Here is a 20,843-nt window from a genome sequence, read left to right as displayed (position 1 = left end):
GGGTCAGGCCGCCCGGGTCAGCGTGCGCAGCAGCCGCGCGGCGCGCCCCGGTGGCCTCGGTCCCGACCGCTCCTTCCACCAGCGGGCCAGGGCCCGGCGCGCCTCCGCGTCGGCGGGCCGCCCCGTGTCGAGCAGGAACCGGACGAAGTCGAGCGCGTCCTGGCGGTAACCCCCCTGCATGGGGCGGTACTTGGCGTATCCCAGGAACGCCTCCCGGTAGTTTGGCCCGAGCAGCGCCGCCGGCTCGGGCGCGACCTTGGCCACCACATCGGCCCGCTTGGCCGCGAGCGAGCGGGCCTGTACGCGAAGCCGCCGCCCGTCGAACCCGGTGGGCGCGGGCGTGCCCGCGGTGAGCGAGGAGAGCAGGGCGGCCTGTGCGAGGGCGAGCCGGTCCCGGGACCCGGCGCCGGCCTCTTCGGTGACGGCCGCGGGCGGGGGACCCGTCACCGGAGCGGGCGGCTCGGCCACGGCCAACGTGTCCCGGATGGCGCCGAGTTCGGCCGCAAGCTCCTCGGCCGGCGGGAACGCGTCGTCGCGCTCCAGCAGCACCCCCGGCGGTGAGACGCGGGCGGCGAGGTCGGCCAGGACGTCGAGCACCGCCTGCGGTACGGGGTGCGCGTGGGTGTCGTGCCAGACGCCGTCCCGTTCGACACCGCCCGCCACGTGCACGTACGCGATCGCCTCCAGGGGCAGGTCGGCCAGGACCTTCGCGGGGTCCTCGCCGCGGTTCACCCGGTTCGTGTGCAGATTGGCCACGTCGATGAGCAGCCCGACCCCGGTGCGCTCGACCAGCTCCGACAGGAACTGACCTTCCGTCAACTCCTCGTCGGGCCAGTCGATCAGGGCCGCGATGTTCTCCAGGGCGAGCGGCACCGGCAGGGCGTCCTGCGCGATGCGCACGTTCTCGCACAGCACCCGCAGGGCGTCGCGGGTGCGCGGCACCGGCAGCAGATGACCGGCCTCCAGGCGCGGCGACGCGGTCAGTTCGCCGCCCGCGCGCACGAACGCGATGTGCTCGGTGACCAGGGGCGAGCCGAGCGCCTCGGCCCGGGCCGCGAGGTCGGCCAGGCGCCGCGGGTCCGGCCGGTCGGCCCCGCCGAGGCCCAGCGAGACCCCGTGCGGCACGACGGTGACCCCGCGCTGGCGCAGCCGGAGCAGGGAGTCGGGGAGGTGCCCGGGGCAGAGGTTCTCCGCGACCGCCTCGACCCAGTCGATGCCGTCGAGCCCCTCGACCGCCCCGGCGATCTCCGGCCGCCAGCCGATGCCGATGCCCAAATGCTTCATGGACAGGTCATGGCCCCCGGCTCCGGCGACGAACCCTGGCCGGGTCACCTTCAGAGCTTGATTTGAGGTTTCCGCTCCGCCCGGCCCCGGTCCCGGCAAGGACGTGGGGAAGCGCGCGAACAGGCGGCGGCGATGCGCCCCTGAGGGCGGGTCGAGGTGCGCGGGGAGGCGCGCGAACAGCCATGCCCGGTGCGGGGCGGCCGCGTCAGCTGGGGGTGGCCAGCGCGTCGAAGTCCACCAGACCGGTGGCCTCCAGCATCGTCATGTGGTCGAGCACGGTGTTGTTGGCGTCGGTCGCCAGGTCCCGCACCAGCGAGTTCCGCGTGGTCGCCCGGACCTGGGCGACCAGGGCGAACACCTTGCCGTGGGCGGCGCGCAGCAGGTTCGCGAAGTCCCGTTCGTAGGCGGTGCCGGTGTCCGCGGTCAGCTGGCGCAGCCAGCCCTGCTGCTGGGCGTTGGGCTGGTTCGGCAGCTCGATGCCGAGCTTCGCGGCGACGTCCCGGTCGTGCTTGTCCAGCGCGGCGTGGCCCATGACGAGGTGGTCCCCGGCCGCCTTGATCGCGGCGCTGGGCGTCCGCTCCTGCGCCTGCTGTCCGGCCGGCCCCTCCCACAGCCCGGCGAGCCGCACCTTGGTGACGAACTCCCGGTCCGTGGCGGACAGCGGGCCCCAAGGAGTGGGCGTGGACGAGGAGTCGAGGTTGGCCTGCGGCGTGCTGGAGCGGTCGGCGTACGACCACACGGGAAAGGCGAGCGCGCCGATGGTCGCCACGAGCACCGCGATGAGCAGCCCCGTCCCGTTCACGTGGCGCAGGGCGAAACGGCTGGAGCGGACTATTCCACGCGACAAGATGCCTCCAGGGACGGCCAGTTGAGAGCACGAGCGCTGCTCGGCGTACCGGGAGGTACGGATGGGGCGGGTGGTGTGTTCAGCGGGGCGAAGACCTGTCCGGATGCGCCACCCTCGGCCACGCATCGGCCGCGTCCGCGAGGGTGGAAGCGCCACCCTCAGCCGCGCGCGAGACGGTCCGCTGGGACGGATACGACGGATGCGCCACCCTCGGCCGCGCACCGGCCGTGTCCGCGAGGGTGGATGCGCCACTCTCAGCCACGCGCGAGACGCGCCCGCAGGGCCGGATGGTCGGCGACCACCGTGCAGGACCCCGGGGCGATCTCGGTGAAGCCCGCGTCGCGGACCACCGGCAGCCCGCTGAGCGTCAGGTCGCGCCAGGCGGCCGGGTCCGCGGGGCGTACCGCGAGGGGAAAGCCCGCCTCGCGCCAGGCCTTGCGCTCGGTGCCGGTCAGCTCCCACCAGGCGAGCTGGGCGCCGTGTCCGGCCTGGGCCATCGCCTTGCCCGCGGACATGTCGAGGTCGGGGTTGAGCCAGAGCACCGGCGCGAGTGGATCGGGGGTGTCCGGATCGGCCGGGTCGTCCAGGTCCGTACCCGAGACCTGGAGTTTGGCCAGCTCCTTGGGCCAGCCGTCCAGCGGCACCGGCGGGAAGACGCGCACCTCCGCCGACTTGCCGGTCACCGTGATGCCGGGCAGCGCCGAGGCCTTGCGCCACTCGGCGCCGCGGGCGCGCCGCACGACCTTGCGGATCCGGGCGTCCTGCCAGTCCCGCATCACCCGGGCCCACTCGCCCTCGTCGTCCCCCTCGCCCAGCGACCGCTCGTCGGAGAGCATCACGAGCACCGCGCGGGCGGCCGTCTCCAGGGCGTCGGTGCGCGCCGGGGGATCGGCCTTCTCGATGTGGACGACGAGCGGCAGTACGTACTGCCGCGCCTCGTCGCGCGGGGAGGCGTCGTGAAAGGGGCTGTCGGAAGCGGGGTTCTGGGTGTCCTCGGTGCTCACTCCACCAGTCTGCCAGCCGCCGAATCGGTGATTCTTGGCGGAATGAAGAGTTCCGGGACAGGATGCGCGCATGAAGAGCGACCTTTTCGCCATCGAGAACATGGCCCAGCCCGCGGCCGCCGCCGGAATGACGCTGGAGAACGCCAAGTCCATCAAGTACGCGGTCAACGGCGAGATGCTCGCGCGCCAGGGTGCGATGATCGCCTACCGCGGCAGCCTCCAGTTCGAGCGGCGCGGCCAGGGCATCGGCGGCATGCTCAAGCGCGCGGTGACCGGCGAGGGCCTGCCGCTGATGGCGGTCACCGGCCAGGGCGAGGCCTGGTTCGCGCACGAGGCGCAGAACTGCTTCATCGTCGACATCGAGCAGGGTGACGCGCTCACCATCAACGGCCGCAACGTGCTGTGCTTCGACGCCTCGCTCAGCTACGAGATCAAGACGGTCAAGGGCTCCGGCATCGCCGGCGGTGGCCTCTTCAACAGCGTCTTCACCGGCTACGGCCGGCTCGGCCTGGTCTGCGAGGGCAACCCGCTGGTCATCCCGGTCTCCCCGCAGCTGCCGGTCTACGTCGACACCGACGCGGTGGTCGGCTGGACCGCCAACCTCCAGACCTCCCTGCACCGCTCGCAGTCCATCGGCTCGATGCTGCGCGGCGGCTCCGGCGAGGCCGTCCAGCTGATGCTCCAGGGCGAGGGCTACGTCATAGTGCGCCCGAGCGAGGCGACGCCGCAGAAGCCCCAGCAGCATTGAGCACCGTCCGGAACCTGCGCGGGGTCGGCCGCCGGTACGGCATCGGCGGTCCCTGGGTGCTGCGCGCCGTCGACCTGAACCTGCCCGCGGCCGCCCTGATACGGATCGAGGGCACCAACGGCACCGGGAAATCAACCCTGTTGAGGCTGATCGCCGGAATCGACGCCCCGACGGAGGGCGGCATCACCGGCCGCCCCCGCACCGCCTACGTCCCCGAACGCTTCCCCGCCGCGCTGCCCTTCACGGCGGCCGGATACCTCACACACCTCGGCCGTGTGCACGGCCTGCCGGGGCGCACGGCGAGGCAGCGCGCGGGGCGGTGGCTGGAGAGGTTCGGCGCGGCGGCGCACGCCGGCACCCCGCTCGCCGAGCTCTCCAAGGGCACCAGCCAGAAGGTCGCCGTGGCCCAGGCGCTGCTCGCCGAACCCGAACTCCTCGTCCTGGACGAGGCGTGGACCGGCCTGGACACCGCGGCCCGGGCCGAGCTGGACCGGGCGGTGCGCGAGCGCGTGACGGCGGGCGGCACGGTCGTCTTCGTCGACCACGACCCCGCCCGGCTGGCCGGCCGCGAGGACGCCCGGTACGCGGTCGCGGGCACCGGGCTGCATGCCGTGGCCGGACCGTCGCACGCCGCGCTCACTCTCGTCGACATCACCGGAACCGGGCCGCTCCCGTCCCAACTGCCGGGTGCGCCAGAGGAGTTGACGTCCAGCGAGGGCCTGCGCACACTGCGCGTACCGGCCGACCGGTCGGACGATCTGCTGCGTGCCCTGCTCGCGGCCGAGCCGCCCTGGCACATCCGAGGAGTGCGCGGCACATGAGCCCACTCGTCCCCCTCGTGCGCTATCAGAGCGCCCTGCTCCTGCGCTCCCAGCGCTGGCTCGCCCCCGTTCTGCTGTACGCCGCCCTGCTGGGCATCGGCGTACAGCAGGGGCAGCCGGTCCTGGACTCGATGGGGTACGCGGCGGCCGGCCTGCTGCCGGTCGCGGCCTGGCTCGTGCGGATCTGCGTCACCCAGGAACCGGAGGCCGCCCGCGCCTGCGCGGCCGCCACGGCGGGCCCGGCCCGGGTGCACCTCGCGTCGCTCCTGTCGGCGGTGGGCTGCGCGGCCCTGCTCGGGGTCGTCGGTATGGCGTACGTCGCCGCCGTGAGCGATCCGGTGAGCGGCGACCGCAGAGTCCCGGTGCCGCTCGGTGCCGCGTGCGCGGCCGGTCTGATCGCCGCCGGGGTCTGCGTCCTGACGGGAGCGGTGGTCGGCGCCCTGGGCAGCCGTCCGGTGCTGCGCGCCCGGGGCTGGTCCCTCGCGCTCACCGCCCTGGCCGCGCTGCTCGCCCTGGTCCTCGCCCCCTCACCGGCCCAGTACGCGGTGTTCGGCCTGGTCACCGGCTCACGGACCGGAGCCGTGCACCTGGCCCTGGTACCGCTGGGCGCGGCGCTCGCGCTCGCGGGGTCGGCCGCCGCCGGAGTCTGCGCGCTCAGCGCGCGACGCCGATGAGCCGGCCCCGTACGGCGATGAGCCGGGTCCCGTACGGCGATGAGCCGGTCCCGTACGCCGATTAGGCTCGGACGCATGGACGAGACGCAGCCGCAGGACGACACGACCTACTGCGAGGCGGCCCTCTTGGACGGGGCCCCCGCGCCCGGAGCGTACGAGGGGCCCTTCGCCGAGTGCGTGCTGTGCCGGGCGCCGACCGAGTACCCGGAGTCGACCAGGGGCAGCACGCTCTGCCCGGTGTGCGAGTGGCAGGAGGCGCAGCGCGCGGCCTGTTCCGGCTGAGCCCGGGACGAGCCGGACCCGCTGTGCGGCGCCGGTCAGTGCTGGGCGTGCTGGGTGTGCTGCGCGGTGTCGCGGATCAGATCGGAGACCTTCACGAAGCGGTAGCCGCGCTTGCGCAGCTCCGGCACGATGCGCTGGAGCGCCGTGTCGGTGACGGGTGCCGCGCTGCGGGTGCAGTGCATGACCACGAGCGACCCGGGCTTGACGCCGGCCAGGACCTGCTCGGCCACCGCGTTCGCGTCCTTGGCGAAGGCGTCCCCGCTCACCACGTCCCACTGGACGGCGGTCATCTTCAGCGGGGCGAGCGCACGCAGCGTCTCGTCGTCGTAACACCCGCCGGGGAAGCGGAAGTACGGCACGGCGTTGGTCACCCCGGCCGCCTTGAACTGGGCCGTCGCCTTCTCCACGTCGGCCCGCATCGCGTCCTTCTCGACGACGGGCAGCCCGTAGCAGTCCGTCTTGAACGCGTAGTGGCTGTAGGAGTGGTTGCCGACCTCGAAGTCGGGGTCGGTGCCGATGGCACGGGCCTCGGCCGGGTACTCCTGCGCCCACCGGCCGGTCATGAACACGGTGGCCGGCACCTTCATGCGCTTCAGGTCGGCGATGAGCGCCGGGTTGTCGAAGCGCTCGCCGCCCGCCGCGCGCGGGCCCTGGTCGGCCGTCATGTCGGCGTCGAAGCTCAGCGCGACGACCTTCTCGCCCTGGGGATTCTGGGGTGCCCGCTCGAAGACCGGGGTGAGTCCGCCGGGCCCGGGCGCCAGGGTCGCGGCACTCGTCGTCTTGGGGGCCCCGGCCCCGGCGGGCGCCGAGGGTGCGGCCTTGTCGGCGGCCTGGTGCGGGGGCTTGGCGGGGTCGGAGCCACAGGCCGTGAGGGCGGCACCGAGCAGGGCAACCGTGAGCAGTTTTCGCGCAGTAATGGTCACAAACGGAAAGTAGCCGATCGTATCGGCCTATTTGCCTACGGCACTCCCGGCCGTCCCCGAGATTCCGGCCAATGCCGCACGGCCCAGCACGCGGGTCGTCCCAGCGGAACCGCCCCGGCATCCTCGGCCCGGGGGCCTACGGCGCGCTGCTCGGCGCCCGGTCCCTGCACGTGACGGCCCAGGGCGACCTGGGCTCGGGCGCGGGTACCTAGGGCCGGACCTACACCCTCGACGTGGCCGCGACCGGAAAGCCCTACCCGGTGCGGTTCACCGTCACCCGGGGCGCCGCGGCACCCGACGCGACCGTACGCTTCGACGGCTTCGACAAGCCGGTGCCGACCGCCACTCCGGCCGCCGCCGATGCCGTCGACATCTCGGGCCTGATGAGTCGGCCTTCCTGAGGCAAGGTCCCGACTGGCCATGGCCTCGCCTCACCCAGGTCTCGACTCGCCGAGGTCTCAACTCGCCCAGGCCTCGCCTCACCCAGGTCTCGACTCGCCGAGGTCTCAACTCGCCCTGGATCAGGCGCCCTTGAGCAGTCGGCGCCTGCACTCCTCGACGTCGAAGTCGCCCGGCGGATACTGCGGATCCAGCGCCTCCAGATGCTCCAGGAGCAGCTTGCTGACCGCCCAGTTGCGGTACCACTTGCGGTCGGCCGGCACCAGGAACCAAGGGGCGGCGGCGGTCGAGCAGCGCTCCAGGGCGATCTCGTACGCCTCCTGGTAGTCGGGCCACAGCGCGCGCTCGTCGATGTCCCCGGGGTTGAACTTCCAGTGCTTGTCCGGGTTGTCGAGGCGGGCGAGCAGCCGGCGCCGCTGCTCCTTGTGGCCGAGGTGCAGGAACACCTTGACCACGGTCACGCCGTCGTCGGCCAGCGACTGCTCGAAGCGGTTGATGTGGCCGTAGCGCAGCGTGATCTGCGCGCGCGGGACCAGCTCCCGTACCCGGGCGATCAGCACGTCCTCGTAGTGCGAGCGGTCGAAGATGCCGATCTCGCCGGGCTGCGGCAGCGCCTTGGAGACGCGCCACAGGAACGGATGCGCGAGCTCCTCGCGGGTCGGCGCCTTGAAGGCCTTGATGCGGCAGCCCGAAGGGTTGAACAGGCCGATGACGTGCTTGACCGTGCCGCCCTTGCCGCTGGTGTCCATGCCCTGGAGCACCAGCAGGATCCGCCGCCGGTCGCCGGCGGTGCTCGCCGCGTACAGCCGCTCCTGGAGATCGGCGAGACGCTCACCCATCCGGGCGGTGGCGGCCAGGCCCGCCGCCTTGTCCTTCGGACCGCCGGGGGTGGCGTCCGTGGCGTAGGAGGAGAGGGTGACGCGGTCGCCCTCGGGGATGCGCAGCAGCTCGCGCAGGTCCTGCCCGGGCTTGTCTGCGCCCTTGCGGGCCTTGCCCTTACCGGCCACTGCGCACCCCTTCCGGCCGCCTCACGTTCCCTCGATCGTGCGATGGAACGGCGGCCGGCGCTACCGCTGGCGGCAGCCTCAGACGAGCTCGGCGTTGAGCGAGATGCTCGTCCCCGAAAGGGCCTGGCTCACGGGGCAGTTCTTCTTGGCGTCCTCGGCGGCGGCCTGGAAGGCGTCCGCGTCCAGGCCGGGGACCTCGCCGCGCACGCTCAGGACGATGCCGGTGATGCCCTCGCCGGGCTGGAAGGTGACGTCGGCCTTGGTCTCCAGGCGGGTGGGCGGGGTGCCGGCGCCGGTCAGACCGTGCGAAAGGGCCATCGAGAAGCAGCTGGAGTGAGCGGCTGCGATGAGCTCCTCCGGGCTGGTCTTGCCGTTGGCCTGCTCGGCGCGGGACGGCCAGGAGACCGGCTGCGAGCCGATACCCGAGGAGTCGAAGCTGACGGTGCCGGAGCCCTTGAGGAGCTCGCCTTCCCAGACCGTGTGCGCCGTGCGCGTGGTGGCCATGATGTTTCCCTTCTGTGGCCGAGGGGGCGGTGGACGGATGCAGCATGAGCCCCCTCGGCCCCAAACCTACTGCCCCACAAGGCCCTTCGCGTCGCGGGCCAGCGCGGTCAGACGGGAGATAGCCCGGAAGTACTTCTTGCGGTAGCCGCCGTTCAGCATCTCGTCGCTGAACAGCCGGTCGAAGGCGACCCCGGAGGCGAGCACCGGCACCTCGCGGTCGTACAGGCGGTCGGCGAGCACCACGAGCCGCAGCGCGGTCGACTGGTCGGGCACCGGGCGCACATCGGTCAGGCACACCGCCCGCACCCCGTCCGTCAGCGCGCCGTACCGGCTGGGGTGGACGCGCGAGAGGTGGTCGAGCAGCTGCGGGAAGTCGTCGAGGGCGGCGCCCTCGGTGACGTACGCGGCCTTGGTGACCTGCTCGTCGGTGTACGGGGCGGGGGCCTCGGGCAGACCCCGGTGGCGGTAGTCCTCGCCGTCGATCCTGAGCGGCCGGAAGTGGGCGGACAGGCCCTGGATCTCGCGCAGGAAGTCGGCGGCCGCGAACCGGCCCTCGCCGAGCTTGCCCGGCAGCGTGTTGGAGGTCGCGGCGAGCGCCACGCCCTGCTCGACGAGCCGGCGAAGCAGCGAGGACACGAGGACGGTGTCGCCCGGGTCGTCGAGCTCGAACTCGTCGATGCACAGCAGCCGGTGGTTGCCCAGCGTCTGCACGGTCTGCTGGAAACCGAGCGCGCCGACCAGGTTGGTCAGCTCGACGAACGTGCCGAAGGCCTTCAGGGCCGGCTCGGCCGGGGTGGCGTGCCACAGGGACGCGAGCAGGTGCGTCTTGCCGACGCCGTAACCGCCGTCGAGGTACACCCCGCGCGGCCCGGGCGCGGCGGCCGGCTTCTTCGCGAACCAGCGCCGCTTGGCCCCCACGGCGTGCGCGCCGCCGAGCCCCGCCGCGAAGGAGGACAGGGCGGTGACCGCCTCGCTCTGGCTGGGCTGGTTCGGGTCCGGCACGTACGTCTCGAAGCGCACCGAGTCGAACCGCGGCGGCGGCACCATCTCGGCGACCAGACGGTCGGCGGGGACATGCGGCGCGCGGGCGCAGAGCGACACGGGGGCCGCTTCGGTTATGGGGCTGGTCGACACAGTTCCCCACTGTAAGCGCCGTGCCAGACTGCACCGCATGCGACAACTGTTCCCTGTGACCGACCAGACACCGACGGCCGAAGACGTCCGGGCCGCCGGACCGGCCGAGGGCGCCGACCCCACAGAACACGCCGCACGCACCGAATGGCCGCTCGACCGGCTGGCCGACGCCTATGCCTACCCCCGGGGCGGTGGCCCCTGGCTGCGGGCCAACATGGTGTCCTCGCTCGACGGCGCCGGCCACCACGAGGGCCGCTCCCAGCCGCTGTCCTCCGACACCGACATGCGGATCTTCGGCGTCCTGCGCGCCCTCGCGGACGTCGTGGTGGTGGGTGCGGAAACGGTACGCCTGGAGGGGTACCGGCCGGCCAGGGCGCGGGCCGGGTTCGCCGAGCGGCGCCAGGCCGCCGGGCAGGGCCCCGCTCCCGTCATCGCCGTCGTCACCGCGAGCCTGGACCTCGACTTCACGCTGCCGCTGTTCACCTCGCCGCTCGTGCCCACGCTGATCCTGACCGGGGCGGCCGCCGACCCCGACCGGGTGAGGCAGGCCGAGCGGGCGGGCTGCGAGGTGGTGGTCGCGGGCGAGGGGGCCGGCGTCGAGCCCCGCCGGATGGTCGCGGCGCTGGCCGAGCGCGGCCTGCCGCGGATGCTCACCGAAGGCGGGCCGCGGCTGCTCGGCCAGTTCGTGGCCGCCGGGGTGCTCGACGAGCTGTGCCTGACCATCTCGCCGACCCTGACCGCGGGCGACGCCCCGCGGATCGCGTCGGGGCCCGCGGTCGAGGTCCCGCGGCGGTTCGCTCCGACGTCCGTACTGGAGGACGCCGGGTACCTGTACACGCGTTACCGTCGGATCTGACGATCGGCGGAATTTATCGTTCCGGTTAGCTCACGCTGGGCACACTTATTCACGCAGACCCCGTGCGGATACGGGGAAGGATGGTTTCCGCAGAGGCCGGACCCGCCACTTACGGTGGCGGCGGCCATGGAGAGAACAGAAGGGCGCCTGTCGTGTTCACGAGCGTATTGATGATCGAGAAGCCCCTGACCTCCGTCGACGTGGAATTCGTCACCACTCTGCACGGGGACGAGCCCATTTCCTTCGTCGTCCTGATGCAGCCCAGGGGGGACCAGGACCGGCTCCTGCGCGCGATCGACGACGTGGCGCTCGGCGAGCTCGACGATGCCGTCCACGAGGGCGAGGAACCGGAGGGCTCCGCCGCACAGGGCCCCGCCGAAGTGGCCCTCCAGCACTCCCTTCAGTCCCTGCGGAACGCGGGCAGCACGGCCGTGGGCCAGGTGGTCGACGACCACCCCCTGGACATGCTGAAGGGCGTGGTCGACGAGGTGGGCGCCGACGAGGTCATCGTCCTGACGGCGCCGCACTACGTGGAGGAGTTCTTCCACCGCGACTGGGCCTCGCGCGCCCGGCACAAGGTGGGCGTGCCCGTCCTCAAGCTGTTCGCCCACAGCGAGTAGTCCCCGCGGCCCCCACCGGGAGCCGTGTCGCGGCCGGAGCCCCCACAGGAATTAGGGTGGGGGCTCCTTCTGTACGTCGCACCCCGGGAGAGAACCGCATGGCCTCCGCCATTCCCACCGCCATGGAACGGCCGCACTTCATCGGCATCGGCGGTGCCGGCATGTCGGGCATCGCGAAGATCCTGGCCCAGCGCGGGGCCCGGGTCGCGGGCAGCGACGCGAAGGAGTCCGCCACCGCCGAGGCGCTGCGGGCCCTCGGCGCCACCGTGCACATCGGGCACGCGGCCGGCCACCTCGCCGACGACGCCACCTGCGTGGTCGTCTCCAGCGCGATCCGCGCCGACAACCCCGAACTGACCCGCGCCGCCGAGCTGTCCGTGCCCGTCGTGCACCGCTCCGACGCGCTCGCCTCGCTCATGGGCGGCCTGCGCGCCATCGCGGTGGCGGGCACGCACGGCAAGACGACCACCACCTCGATGCTGGCCGTCGCCCTGACCGAGCTGGGTCTTGACCCGTCGTACGCGATCGGCGGCGACCTCGAAGGGCCCGGCACCAACGCCCGGCACGGCGAGGGCGACATCTTCGTGGCCGAGGCCGACGAGAGCGACCGCAGCTTCCAGAAGTACGACCCCGAGGTCGCCATCGTCCTCAACGTCGAGCTCGACCACCACGCCAACTACGCCTCGATGGACGAGATCTACGACTCCTTCGAGACCTTCGTCGGCAAGGTCCGCCCCGGCGGCACCCTGGTGATCGCGGCCGACCAGCCCGGCGCGGTCGAGCTCACCCAGCGCGTGCGCGACCTGTCGTCGCTGAAGGTCGTCACCTACGGCGAGTCCGGGACGGCGGACGTACGCGTCCACAAGGTCACCCCGCGCGGCCTCACCTCCGAGGTGACGGTCCTCCTGAACGGCAAGTTCCTGACCTTCACGGTCTCGGTCCCCGGCCGCCACTACGCGCACAACGCGGTGGCCGCCCTCGCCGCCGGCGTCGCGCTCGGCATCCCCGCGCACAACCTGGCCTCCGCGCTCGGCAAGTACACCGGCGTCAAGCGCCGCCTCCAGCTCAAGGGCGAGGCCAAGGGCGTCCAGGTCATCGACTCGTACGCGCACCACCCCACCGAGATGACCGCCGACCTGGAGGCGATGCGCGGCGCGGCATCCGACTCCCGCCTCCTCGTGGTCTTCCAGCCGCACCTCTTCTCCCGCACCCAGGAACTCGGCAAGGAGATGGGCCAGGCCCTCGCCCTCGCCGACCTCTCCGTCGTCCTCGACATCTACCCGGCCCGCGAGGACCCGGTCCCCGGTGTCACCAGCGAGCTGATCATCGACGCGGCCAGGGCGGCGGGGGCCCAGGTCACCGCCGTCCACGACAAGGAGACGGTCCCGGACGTCGTCGCGGGAATGGCGGCCCCCGGCGATCTCGTTCTCACCATGGGAGCGGGCGACGTGACGGACCTCGGCCCGGCCATCCTGGCCCGCCTGTCGAACTGACCCGTCCCGAAGCGACCCGATCCGAGCGAGGAGCACCCCATGGCGTACGACGTCGAGAAGCCGGACGAGCAGTGGCGCGCGGAGCTGAGCCCCGCCGAGTACCAGGTCCTGCGCCAGGCCGGCACCGAGCCCGCGTTCGTCGGTGAGTACACCGACACCAAGACCGAGGGCGTGTACGAGTGCCGCGCCTGCGGAGCCGAACTCTTCACCTCCGGCGAGAAGTTCGAGTCGCACTGCGGCTGGCCGAGCTTCTTCGACCCGAAGGACACCGACGCGGTCGAACTCATCGAGGACCGCACCCACGGCATGCTCCGCACCGAGGTCCGCTGCGCCCGCTGCGGCTCCCACCTCGGCCATGTCTTCGAGGGCGAGGGTTACCCGACGCCTACGGATCAGCGGTACTGCATCAACTCGATCTCGTTGCGGCTGACGCCGGACGAGGGCTGATCCTGAGCGGCTGACGACGGTCCGGCTGATGCCCGCACAGGTAGTTCTGTGCGGGCATTTTCGCGTTCTATCAGGCTGTGTGTCAGGAGGTGGGGAGATAGGGCGCCAGCGTCGAGGCCACCGCAGCGGACCTCAGATAGGGGGACGCGCGGTGGAAGTCGAACGGCGCGATGCTGTCCGTCAGATCGAGATCGACCGAGGGAAAGCGCTGCTTGAACGGCCGGGGGATCGCCACGATGTCTCCGTGGTCGCTCAGGTTGACCCACCGACGTACACCGGGAGGACGGCGCCCGGTGCCGTCGACCGGGGCCGGTGACAGAAGGTCGAAGACGCCGTGGCGCAGGGCGAGTGGGGAGCCGAGCGTCAGGAGCAGATCGACTTCGAGCTCTGGATGGGCGTGGAGGGCCTCGTAGGCCACGACGCTGCCGAGGGAGTGAGCGATCACCACACGGGCGCCGGTTGAGGCGATGGTGCCGGCGACCTCCTCTCGGGCCGCCGCGCGGGTGGAGCCGTTCTTGTCTCCTAGGTAGCGAGTGACGTCCCGGAAGAAGGTGGCGATGAACGCTTGGGTCAGGCGGCCGTCGAGACTCAGGCTCTCGGAGATCATGGCGACGAGTTGCCGGAGTGGAACGGCCAGGCGACCCTGAGCCGTCGCGGGTGGCGGCAGCTCCAAGTCCAGGGCCTCGCCCAGCGATTCGGCCCAGTGGGTAACGCCTTCGGTCAGGCCCGGGTGCTCGCGCACCAACGTGTCGAGGTCGTCGGCGACGCCCTGCGAGACGGGCCTGCCCCGGTGGAGATGGTGGGCATAGTAGGAGTAGGTGACGGGGAGGTGTTCGGCGGTTGTGCCGAGGCCGGCTGCGAGGTCCTTGGCCCAGGCCGCCGAGCGCGCGGTGACGATCTCCTCCGGCGGGACGGCGGAGAGGAAGTGGCCCACGCCGTGCACGGCCACCATGGCAGTCATCGGATGATGGTCCTTTGCTCGGAGGTCGGATCCGGGTACGGCAGGCGTCGGCCGTCCGGTGCGAGGTGGACGATGTCGGGGCCGACCCCGATGTACAGCGCGCCGTCGGGAGCGACGGCGATGGCGAACACGGTGTCGGGGAACCAGAAGATGTCGACCTGGCTGCCGCTCCCTACGTCCCACAGACGTAGGGAGCGGTCGAGTCCACCGGTGAAGAGGTGAGGGCGGCCGTCAAGGAGAACCGGTGCCGAGGTGAAGACCGCCCGGGTATGGCCACTCAGCGTGAACGTCCGTGTGGTGTCGAGAGCGGTGACGCGCACTTCACCTCGGGCGTCACCGCTGGCAACGTAGGGCCGCTTGTCGATGGCCAGGGCGGTGACGGTGTGGACAGCGACCGGGTGCCGGGTGAGGAGCCGCGGGCGGGGCGCGCCCAGGAGGCGGGCGGACCAGACGTGGCCGGAGCCGTATCCGGCGAGGACATGGGAGGGGGTGGCCGCCAGGCACAAGCACTGCGCGGACTCGGCCGAGGTGGGCAGGGCGCGCTCCTCCTCTCGCGCCCACGACGGGTCCGACATGTCACCTTCCGTCAGCACCCGTTCAAAGGGTGACAGCAAGGTGCGTTCGGAGCCCTCTGCCCACGCAGGGTCGCTGATGTCGACGTCCGGCCACCTGGCCGCCGTGTCTACATCGTCGGCGCTCGACACGACGACTTCGCCACGGGCGCTCGCGTGGATGACGTAGGTGGTTCCACGCACCGCGGTACTCGCGATCGCCGCGGATGAGCCCACGACGCCGAGAACGCGCTCCTCAAGCCTCTCATCCGTCGATTTCAAGTCCCACAGGGCGACGCCGCCGTATGCGCACGAGGCGAGCACGCGCGGATGCTCGCCGGATTCCATGAGCGCGATGCCTGTGGCTGCGTCCGGCATCGGGTAGTCCGCCTGGTACCAGAGGGCGACCCGCCGTTCGATGCCACCGTCTGCCGACCACAAGACCATCGTTCCGTCCTCGCTGCACGAGATCGGACGGCCGTCGGGGAGGATGGCCAGCGCGTTGATGGCGTGTGTGTGTCCGGAATGGCGCTGCGGGACCTCCCTCATGGAGGCGTCCGTGATGCGGACGGTCCCACCGTTCCCCGCGGTGAGGATGCGGGTTCGATCGTGACCGGCCACCACGGCGATCCGGCTGATCGCCGTGGTGTGGCTGGCGACCTGCCGTCGGCGGCCGACACCGGACACCGGATTCAGCCGGGCGACTCCGTCTTCGCTCGCACTGAGGATGTACGTGCCGTTGTCCAGCGTCACGGCAGCGAGGTCGGTAACGGCGTCGGCATGGGGGTGGTCCTCGTTGAGGAGCTGAAGGCCCTCGTCGGTACCGACCCAGATGATCCCGTCCCGATCTCCTGCCACGGGTTCGGGGCCCTCTCCCAGATCGAGATAGCGATAGCACGACAGTCGTCCACGGTCGGTGTGCGGCAGATCCACCTCTTCGCCGTGGATGCTCAGGACCTTGACCCAGTCGTCGTAGCAGGCGACGACACAATCGCCCTTGCCGTCGACCGATACGCGGGACAATTGCCACACATGGCCGTTGATGGCCGTCAACTCGGTGGTGGCCAGCGGCTTCCCGGTAGCGATATCCCAGTAGCGGATCGTCCGGTCCTCTCCCGCGCTGGCCACTGCGGGTATCCGCTCGTACCGCAGGCCCACCATGGACCAGACCGGCCCGCGATGTGCTTGGACCGTCCAGAGGAGTAGGCCCGTGGACAGGTCCCACCCCCGCAGTTCGCCGCTGTCGCAGCCGGTCACGGCGAGCTGCGCGTTGTTGGCGGCCGCGCCGGCGACCACCCCGCCCACCGGAGAGCCTCGATGGTCCAGTTCGAGCGTCATCGCCCCCGAGTCGATGTCCCACAACCGGGCCGTGCCGTCCTGGCCGGCGGTCAGGACGTGGGGCCGACCGTTCATCTTGAGGGTCGTCAGGTCCCAGATCTTGCCGCGGTGACCGGTCAGCGTCGTCAGGAGGCCGGAGTGGAGCGGCCGGCCGGCGGTCCAGACAATGCGACGTCCTGTGTCCCGCGTGAGGTCGGTGGCCAAACGCCACTGCTGGTGTCGGGCCGCGTCGACGGCGAGGATGTCGCGCCGCTGGTCGGGCGGACTCCTGTGGTGAGCACCATAGGACGTCAGATAGACGGCTCCGTGCGGGCCGTGTTCCCGGTGGTACAGCTCCTCGGCCAGTGGGGCGGGCGCCGCGTGGACCAGGTAGTCGCCGTCTTCGAGGAGTTCGCCGAGTTTGCCGGCGAGCGCGCTGTGGCGGGCGGCGTGCCTCAACAGGTAAGGCTCCGCGCTCTCCCACCGACGCCGGCCGGAGCTGCTCGTGCCCACGGTTGAAAGAAGGCGCTCCCAGACGGTGGACGCGTCCAGGACGGGACGTTCGCGGAGCCGGTCGGCAAGACCCTGGTGGAAGAGCCGGTAGAGCGGTGTGCCTTCGCCGTCGACGTTGCGGCGGATGTAGAAGCGCGCGGCCCGCAGCATCTCAGCGGTGGTCGTCCGATCCTCTGCGGACAGCTCCGGTCCGGGGTTCGCCACGTGGGCCAGGAGATCCTCGGGCATCCCCGCGCCCTCGGCCCAGGCCAGTGCCGCCAGCAACTCGTGCAGGCCGGGCCGGGGATCCCGGCGTAGGTGGAGGTCGAGAACCGCGTCGAGGGTCTGGGGTACGGCACTGCCCAGCGCTGCGGCTCGACCGGCCGTCTCAGGTGGTGTCCCCCGCTCCTGGAGGAGCCGTAGGTAGAGCCCGGTGACGAGGAACTCGCCCCACTCGCGTGATCCTCTCAACAAGGTGTCGGCCAGCGCGTTGCCCAGACTCTCGGCGGCCGTGAGCGAACACCATGGAGCTGCATCGGGGCCCAGCGGCCGCAGCACACGTCGTACGAACTGGACCAGGTCCTTGCGGAGTTGTGAGGGCGGCACCCTGTCCAGATCCGTCAACCCGCCCTGCGCACGGGCGACTTCGATGAGTGGCCCCGGTGCCGCCTCGGGTCGTGTCGCGACGAGCATCCTGCACAGCGGCCTCCCATCCATTCGCTGTCTGGAGGCCAGCGGCAGCAGCACGGCGCTCACGAGGTCGGCCGGGTACTCGGCTTCATCCACTGCGTCCATGACGAGGCAGGGCGGTTCGGGCTCGGCCCTCAGCGCAGTGATGAGCTGGTCCGTCGTCCATGGCGTGGCAGTCTCGGGCGCGTCGATTTTCCACTGGGCGGCGAGCGAGGCAAGGATCTCCTGTACGTTGCGTCGCCGGGCGTGAACGATCGCAAGACCGTCGGTGGCTTCGGGTATGTCGCCACCCGATGGTCGCCACAGCTGCTCAGTGGCCTCGTGGAGTACCGGATGCGCGGCGCACACGAAGGTGCCTATCAGGGCGGACTTGCCGACGCCAGGTACGCCGGTGACGACGCGCAAGGAGGGCCCTCGGCCTTCGAGCCACCCTGCCAGTTCCCGCAGTTCATCGCTGCGGCCTGTGAAGGACGGAGCTCCGAGGTCGCCGAAGGCGCTGTCGGCGCCATGGGCCCGGATCACGAAGTGGCGGGCGTCGGCCACTTCATCGAGAAGCCTGAACACGGCAGCATCCACGCCTCGGATCCGGCTTGGGCGGGCCGGCTCGTATCCAGGGTTGGGGAAGAACTTCAGGTGGGAAAGATCCGCACCGAGCGGGACCAGGGGCCGTTCGACTGTTTGCTCATACCCGGCCGTGCTCCGGGACTCCACCTGGCGGGCTACCTCGCGGCAGAACTTGCCGATCGGGATGTACGGCATCGACGCGTCGAGTTTCAGAGCCCCGGAGGCGAAACCGCTGAGTACCTCGTCGACGGCGACACTCAGACGGCCGTCATAGGCATTCTGATCAGAGTGGCAGGCGGCGATCACCCAGACACGACGGCGTTCCGGCCGGACCAGCGACCGTAGGTGCTCGGTCACCACAGCCCCGGAATGGCAAAGGTCGAGGATCAGCAGGACGGCCGGATCGCCCATGCCGTCGGCTGGCCGGGCCTCCGCCATGTTGACCCAGCGGGTGAGGGGCTCGGTGAGCTGGCCATCCCCGCCCACAGCCTGTACGTCGTAGCCGTTGCGCATGGGTTCCCCATGGGCAAGGAGATGGATGACGGTGAAGTCGGCCTCGCTCCTGACCGCCTGCGTGAGGGCGTCCTCCAGCGCGGCGGCAGTGGTCACGGGGTCCTGGACGGCCTTGAGCGGAACGTAGCCGTACCGCTTCTCCAGCGTCTCGCGCACCCGTCGCGCGTGCGAGTCCGCATAGGGGAGCGGCTGCCACTGCGGGGGTGACTCCTCGGCGGGGTCCACGGCCGGTCCTTCGACTCCGACCACCAGCGCCTGATGTCGCATCGCACATCCCGCCCCGTCAACTCCCGCGCATTTTCGCTGCATTGTGCCAGCTGAAGGCTGTTTTCGAGACGGTATCCAGCGGAGCCGGACACCGCTCCAGCCACTTCCGGTCCTTCACCGGTGGACGGGATGTCTCCAGCCCCGGTTCGAAGGACCCGCCACCGGCATCCGAGCGGGCAAGGAGCGATCGGCTTCCATCGTCCCGCGCCAGAAACCGAGTTGCTGCTTTCGCGCCGCCTCGTCGCACCCGGGGCGGCGCACGATGCCGAGCGCTCCCTCCGGGTGGAATGCGACCTACCTTCTCGATCCCCGCGATGCCTATGCTGCGGTGATCCACCGAGTGAATGGGGGCGGTGCCGGATGACTACGGGGCCGGGTTTCTCGCGTCGAGCACGGCAGCAACGCACGCAGGAGCGGAGGGTGGACACAAGGTGGCAGATGGCGCACGCTGCTGCGGCTGCCCGCTGGGGGACGGCGGGCCGTGGAGAGATACAGGTGGCGGGCCACTTCCTGACCCTCACTCGCCTGCATTGGTACCTGCTGGTGGACCGGCAGTGGCCACGGACCGGCGGGTGGCCCCGTGCGGAGGCCGCCGACATGTTACTCGTCGGCCCGGGAGGAATCTTCGTCGTGGACGTCAGCAACCGTTCCGGGCCGGGGGACCCGGCCGACGGGACCACTGCCCTGTGGGCGATGAACAGGGCAGTGGCGAAATCCGCGGCAGAACTCGGGCTGACGCCCGTCGCGGTGCGCCCCGTGGTGGTGTTCACCCTCATCAGCGCGGATGAGCCGAGCGGCCAGGTCCGCCTCCTGGACACCCGGAACGTACTGTCGGCCTTGATCGCTGAGCGGCAGCGACTGAACCCGGCGCAGGCGAGGGCAATCGCAGAGCACCTCGCGAGGACCTTTCCCCAGTACGAGCTCGTCCGCATGGATGAGGACCGGACGACGGTTCCCACGGGGGAGGAGGCAGACGGCCTGTTCACGGCGGACTCCGTCAGGGACGAGGCGTTGCAGGCCGCGCAGCGCGGTCCCATCGAAAACTGGATGACCTTCCTCGCTCCCGACCAGCTCTCCCTGGTCCGCAGAAACTGGAACGGTCCAGCACGCATCAGCGGCCCGGCCGGCACGGGCAAGACGGTGGTGGCGCTGCACCGCGCCGCTCACCTGGCGCAACGTACGGACCGGCGGATCCTGTACGTAACCTTCGCCAACAACCTTCCGCGGGTGCAGCAGACCTTTCTGCACACCATGGCTCCGTACGTCAGCGACCGCGTGGACTTCCGGAGCCTGCACGGATTCGCATTGGAGTTCCTTCGGCAGCACGACGTTGAGGTACGCCTCGACCGAGCCAAGGCCGAGACCAGTTTCAGCCGCGCTTGGCTCAGGGCGGGCAGGGACGGTCGGCTGAACGAACTCGTTCCGGACTCGCGCTACTGGGACCAGGAAATCCAGTACGTGATCAAGGGCCGGGGCATCACCGAATTCGATACGTACGCAGGTCTCACTCGGCGCGGCCGAGGGCGCGGTACCGTCCCTCAGCTGAAGGACCGGGAGGCAGTATGGGAGCTCTTCGAGACGTACGAAAGGTTCAGGACCCAGGCCCGTGTCCACGACTTCCAGGACGTGCTGACGATGGCGCTGGCGGAGCTGCGGAACGGAGCCGCTGAGACCGCGCCGTATGCGTCCGTCGTCGTCGACGAGGCTCAGGATCTGCCGCAGGTCGCCGTCCAGATGCTGCACGCCCTCGTGGGAGACGCTCCCAACGGGCTCCTGCTCGTCGGAGACGGCCAACAGGCCGTCTACCCGGGAGGGTTCCGGCTCAGTGATGCCGGTGTCGAGGTCAGGGGTGACCGGGGGCAGGTGCTGCGCACCAACTACCGCAACGCACCGCAGATCCTTGCCACCGCGCTGGAGATCGTGGCGGACGTTGCCTTCGACGACCTCGACGACACCTCGGGGAAGGGCGAGAGGGAGATCGAACTGACCTGTCACGACGGGGTAGTCACCAAGGTCGACCGGGGGAGTGCGGAGGAGCACGACCATGAACTCGTACGGGCTCTGAAAGCCAACGACGACCACGCGGGCTCCGCCGTGCTCTGCTTCACTCGATACGCAGTCGGCCATTACAAGCGGCTCCTGGAAGGCAACGGAATTCCCGTGTGCCTGTTGGAGGACTACGACGGGAACGCGACGGAGGCGGTGAAACTGGGCACCTACACTCGCGCCAAGGGGCTCGACTTCAAGCACGTCTTCCTGCCCCGTTACACCGACGCTCTGAACGGACCCACGAGCAGCCGGGCCGACGGGGCCGGAGGCGTTCAGGCAGCCGCCCGTGAGCGGCACGACTTGGTGAGCACCCAGCTGTACGTCGCCATGACGCGGGCCCGCGACCGTTTGTGGCTTGGCACTGCCCCGTCCTCGGCATCCGGAGGGTGACCGGCT

19 protein-coding genes and 1 pseudogene are annotated in these 20,843 nt (G+C 71.1%); 11 read left to right on the top strand and 9 right to left on the bottom strand.

Features of this window, described 5'->3' with window-relative positions; genetic code table 11:
* Nucleotides 1-3 precede the first annotated feature (3 nt).
* From ACFYNP_RS20865 to ACFYNP_RS20855, 3 genes and pseudogenes are all read right to left on the bottom strand, one after another.
* Nucleotides 4-1,284, bottom strand: coding sequence for a DUF692 domain-containing protein (locus ACFYNP_RS20865; RefSeq protein ID WP_388787089.1), 1,281 nt, complete (start codon nucleotides 1,282-1,284; stop codon nucleotides 4-6).
* A gap of 217 nt (nucleotides 1,285-1,501) precedes the next feature.
* Nucleotides 1,502-2,095: pseudogene (locus tag ACFYNP_RS20860) on the bottom strand (DUF4142 domain-containing protein); the annotation flags it as partial.
* 290 nt (nucleotides 2,096-2,385) lie between these two features.
* A complete protein-coding gene (locus ACFYNP_RS20855; protein ID WP_388787086.1) occupies nucleotides 2,386-3,135 on the bottom strand; it encodes a peptidyl-tRNA hydrolase in 750 nt (249 codons plus the stop codon).
* A gap of 70 nt (nucleotides 3,136-3,205) precedes the next feature.
* On the opposite strand from ACFYNP_RS20855, the gene ACFYNP_RS20850 reads away from it, so the two are divergent.
* The 4 genes from ACFYNP_RS20850 to ACFYNP_RS20835 all read left to right on the top strand — a co-directional run bounded on the left by ACFYNP_RS20850 (nucleotide 3,206) and on the right by ACFYNP_RS20835 (nucleotide 5,660).
* Nucleotides 3,206-3,883 (top strand): AIM24 family protein, encoded by a 678-nt coding sequence (locus ACFYNP_RS20850; RefSeq protein WP_388787083.1) that lies wholly within the window; start codon nucleotides 3,206-3,208, stop codon nucleotides 3,881-3,883.
* Entirely contained in the window at nucleotides 3,880-4,704 is an 825-nt protein-coding gene (locus ACFYNP_RS20845; protein WP_388787080.1) for an ATP-binding cassette domain-containing protein, read from the top strand. The genes ACFYNP_RS20850 and ACFYNP_RS20845 overlap by 4 nt, the downstream gene beginning before the upstream one ends.
* The gene (locus ACFYNP_RS20840; protein ID WP_388787076.1) at nucleotides 4,701-5,378 is read left to right on the top strand and encodes an ABC transporter; all 678 of its coding nucleotides are present in this window, start codon (nucleotides 4,701-4,703) and stop codon (nucleotides 5,376-5,378) included. Before ACFYNP_RS20845 ends, ACFYNP_RS20840 begins: the two co-directional genes overlap by 4 nt.
* A 75-nt stretch (nucleotides 5,379-5,453) precedes the next feature.
* Entirely contained in the window at nucleotides 5,454-5,660 is a 207-nt protein-coding gene (locus ACFYNP_RS20835) for a hypothetical protein (protein ID WP_388787073.1), read from the top strand.
* Nucleotides 5,661-5,695: 35 nt separating this feature from the next.
* Here ACFYNP_RS20835 and ACFYNP_RS20830 read toward each other — a convergent pair whose 3' ends face one another.
* Nucleotides 5,696-6,583 carry a polysaccharide deacetylase family protein gene (locus ACFYNP_RS20830; protein ID WP_388417694.1) on the bottom strand — a complete coding sequence of 296 codons (888 nt, stop codon included), beginning with the start codon at nucleotides 6,581-6,583 and terminating at the stop codon, nucleotides 5,696-5,698.
* Nucleotides 6,584-6,654: 71 nt separating this feature from the next.
* Here ACFYNP_RS20830 and ACFYNP_RS20825 point away from each other — a divergent pair, with 71 nt between their 5' ends.
* On the top strand, nucleotides 6,655-6,795 hold the full coding sequence (locus tag ACFYNP_RS20825) for a hypothetical protein (RefSeq protein ID WP_388787071.1): 141 nt from the start codon (nucleotides 6,655-6,657) through the stop codon (nucleotides 6,793-6,795).
* A 21-nt stretch (nucleotides 6,796-6,816) separates the two neighbouring features.
* Nucleotides 6,817-6,984 carry a hypothetical protein gene (locus tag ACFYNP_RS20820; protein ID WP_388417697.1) on the top strand — a complete coding sequence of 56 codons (168 nt, stop codon included), beginning with the start codon at nucleotides 6,817-6,819 and terminating at the stop codon, nucleotides 6,982-6,984.
* A 120-nt stretch (nucleotides 6,985-7,104) separates the two neighbouring features.
* On the opposite strand, the gene ACFYNP_RS20815 is transcribed toward ACFYNP_RS20820, so the two are convergent.
* The 3 genes from ACFYNP_RS20815 to zapE form a co-directional block, all read right to left on the bottom strand.
* Nucleotides 7,105-7,989, bottom strand: a complete 885-nt coding sequence (locus tag ACFYNP_RS20815; RefSeq protein ID WP_388787069.1) for a PPK2 family polyphosphate kinase — start codon at nucleotides 7,987-7,989, stop codon at nucleotides 7,105-7,107.
* Nucleotides 7,990-8,067: 78 nt separating this feature from the next.
* Complete coding sequence (locus ACFYNP_RS20810; protein WP_161251737.1) at nucleotides 8,068-8,493, bottom strand: OsmC family protein; 426 nt, start codon at nucleotides 8,491-8,493, stop codon at nucleotides 8,068-8,070.
* Nucleotides 8,494-8,559: 66 nt separating this feature from the next.
* Entirely contained in the window at nucleotides 8,560-9,666 is a 1,107-nt protein-coding gene (gene zapE / locus ACFYNP_RS20805) for a cell division protein ZapE (protein WP_388787066.1), read from the bottom strand.
* Here zapE and ACFYNP_RS20800 point away from each other — a divergent pair.
* From ACFYNP_RS20800 to msrB, 4 genes are all read left to right on the top strand, one after another.
* Nucleotides 9,665-10,483 carry a pyrimidine reductase family protein gene (locus ACFYNP_RS20800; RefSeq protein ID WP_388417708.1) on the top strand — a complete coding sequence of 273 codons (819 nt, stop codon included), beginning with the start codon at nucleotides 9,665-9,667 and terminating at the stop codon, nucleotides 10,481-10,483. The genes zapE and ACFYNP_RS20800 overlap by 2 nt on opposite strands.
* Nucleotides 10,484-10,635: 152 nt before the next feature.
* On the top strand, nucleotides 10,636-11,103 hold the full coding sequence (locus ACFYNP_RS20795) for an indole-3-glycerol phosphate synthase (RefSeq protein WP_388417711.1): 468 nt from the start codon (nucleotides 10,636-10,638) through the stop codon (nucleotides 11,101-11,103).
* Between the two features lie 98 nt (nucleotides 11,104-11,201).
* Nucleotides 11,202-12,596, top strand: coding sequence for a UDP-N-acetylmuramate--L-alanine ligase (gene murC / locus ACFYNP_RS20790; protein ID WP_388417714.1), 1,395 nt, complete (start codon nucleotides 11,202-11,204; stop codon nucleotides 12,594-12,596).
* 39 nt (nucleotides 12,597-12,635) lie between these two features.
* The gene (msrB, locus tag ACFYNP_RS20785; protein ID WP_388417716.1) at nucleotides 12,636-13,043 is read left to right on the top strand and encodes a peptide-methionine (R)-S-oxide reductase MsrB; all 408 of its coding nucleotides are present in this window, start codon (nucleotides 12,636-12,638) and stop codon (nucleotides 13,041-13,043) included.
* Nucleotides 13,044-13,125: 82 nt separating this feature from the next.
* On the opposite strand, the gene ACFYNP_RS20780 is transcribed toward msrB, so the two are convergent.
* Nucleotides 13,126-14,004, bottom strand: coding sequence for a hypothetical protein (locus tag ACFYNP_RS20780; protein WP_388787064.1), 879 nt, complete (start codon nucleotides 14,002-14,004; stop codon nucleotides 13,126-13,128).
* Nucleotides 14,001-18,398, bottom strand: coding sequence for a hypothetical protein (locus ACFYNP_RS20775; protein ID WP_388787061.1), 4,398 nt, complete (start codon nucleotides 18,396-18,398; stop codon nucleotides 14,001-14,003). Before ACFYNP_RS20775 ends, ACFYNP_RS20780 begins: the two co-directional genes overlap by 4 nt.
* A 360-nt stretch (nucleotides 18,399-18,758) precedes the next feature.
* Here ACFYNP_RS20775 and ACFYNP_RS20770 point away from each other — a divergent pair, with 360 nt between their 5' ends.
* Entirely contained in the window at nucleotides 18,759-20,837 is a 2,079-nt protein-coding gene (locus tag ACFYNP_RS20770; protein WP_388417724.1) for a UvrD-helicase domain-containing protein, read from the top strand.
* Nucleotides 20,838-20,843: the final 6 nt, after the last annotated feature.

The organism is Streptomyces sp. NPDC006691 (assembly GCF_042869955.1).
In the GTDB taxonomy this organism is placed as follows: Bacteria; Actinomycetota; Actinomycetes; order Streptomycetales; family Streptomycetaceae; genus Streptomyces.
This window is presented reverse-complemented; position numbering and strand designations above follow the sequence as displayed.

Bases quoted from the DNA above. Each gene is read 5' to 3' on its own strand.
- ACFYNP_RS20865 (WP_388787089.1), bottom strand. From the start codon at position 1,284: ATGAAGCATTTGGGCATCGGCATCGGCTGGCGGCCGGAGATCGCCGGG.
- ACFYNP_RS20850 (WP_388787083.1), top strand. From the start codon at position 3,206: ATGAAGAGCGACCTTTTCGCCATCGAGAACATGGCCCAGCCCGCGGCC.
- ACFYNP_RS20840 (WP_388787076.1), top strand. From the start codon at position 4,701: ATGAGCCCACTCGTCCCCCTCGTGCGCTATCAGAGCGCCCTGCTCCTG.
- ACFYNP_RS20835 (WP_388787073.1), top strand. From the start codon at position 5,454: ATGGACGAGACGCAGCCGCAGGACGACACGACCTACTGCGAGGCGGCC.
- ACFYNP_RS20825 (WP_388787071.1), top strand. From the start codon at position 6,655: ATGCCGCACGGCCCAGCACGCGGGTCGTCCCAGCGGAACCGCCCCGGC.
- ACFYNP_RS20810 (WP_161251737.1), bottom strand. From the start codon at position 8,493: ATGGCCACCACGCGCACGGCGCACACGGTCTGGGAAGGCGAGCTCCTC.
- ACFYNP_RS20800 (WP_388417708.1), top strand. From the start codon at position 9,665: ATGCGACAACTGTTCCCTGTGACCGACCAGACACCGACGGCCGAAGAC.
- zapE (WP_388787066.1), bottom strand. From the start codon at position 9,666: ATGCGGTGCAGTCTGGCACGGCGCTTACAGTGGGGAACTGTGTCGACC.
- murC (WP_388417714.1), top strand. From the start codon at position 11,202: ATGGCCTCCGCCATTCCCACCGCCATGGAACGGCCGCACTTCATCGGC.
- msrB (WP_388417716.1), top strand. From the start codon at position 12,636: ATGGCGTACGACGTCGAGAAGCCGGACGAGCAGTGGCGCGCGGAGCTG.
- ACFYNP_RS20780 (WP_388787064.1), bottom strand. From the start codon at position 14,004: ATGACTGCCATGGTGGCCGTGCACGGCGTGGGCCACTTCCTCTCCGCC.
- ACFYNP_RS20775 (WP_388787061.1), bottom strand. From the start codon at position 18,398: ATGCGACATCAGGCGCTGGTGGTCGGAGTCGAAGGACCGGCCGTGGAC.
- ACFYNP_RS20770 (WP_388417724.1), top strand. From the start codon at position 18,759: ATGACTACGGGGCCGGGTTTCTCGCGTCGAGCACGGCAGCAACGCACG.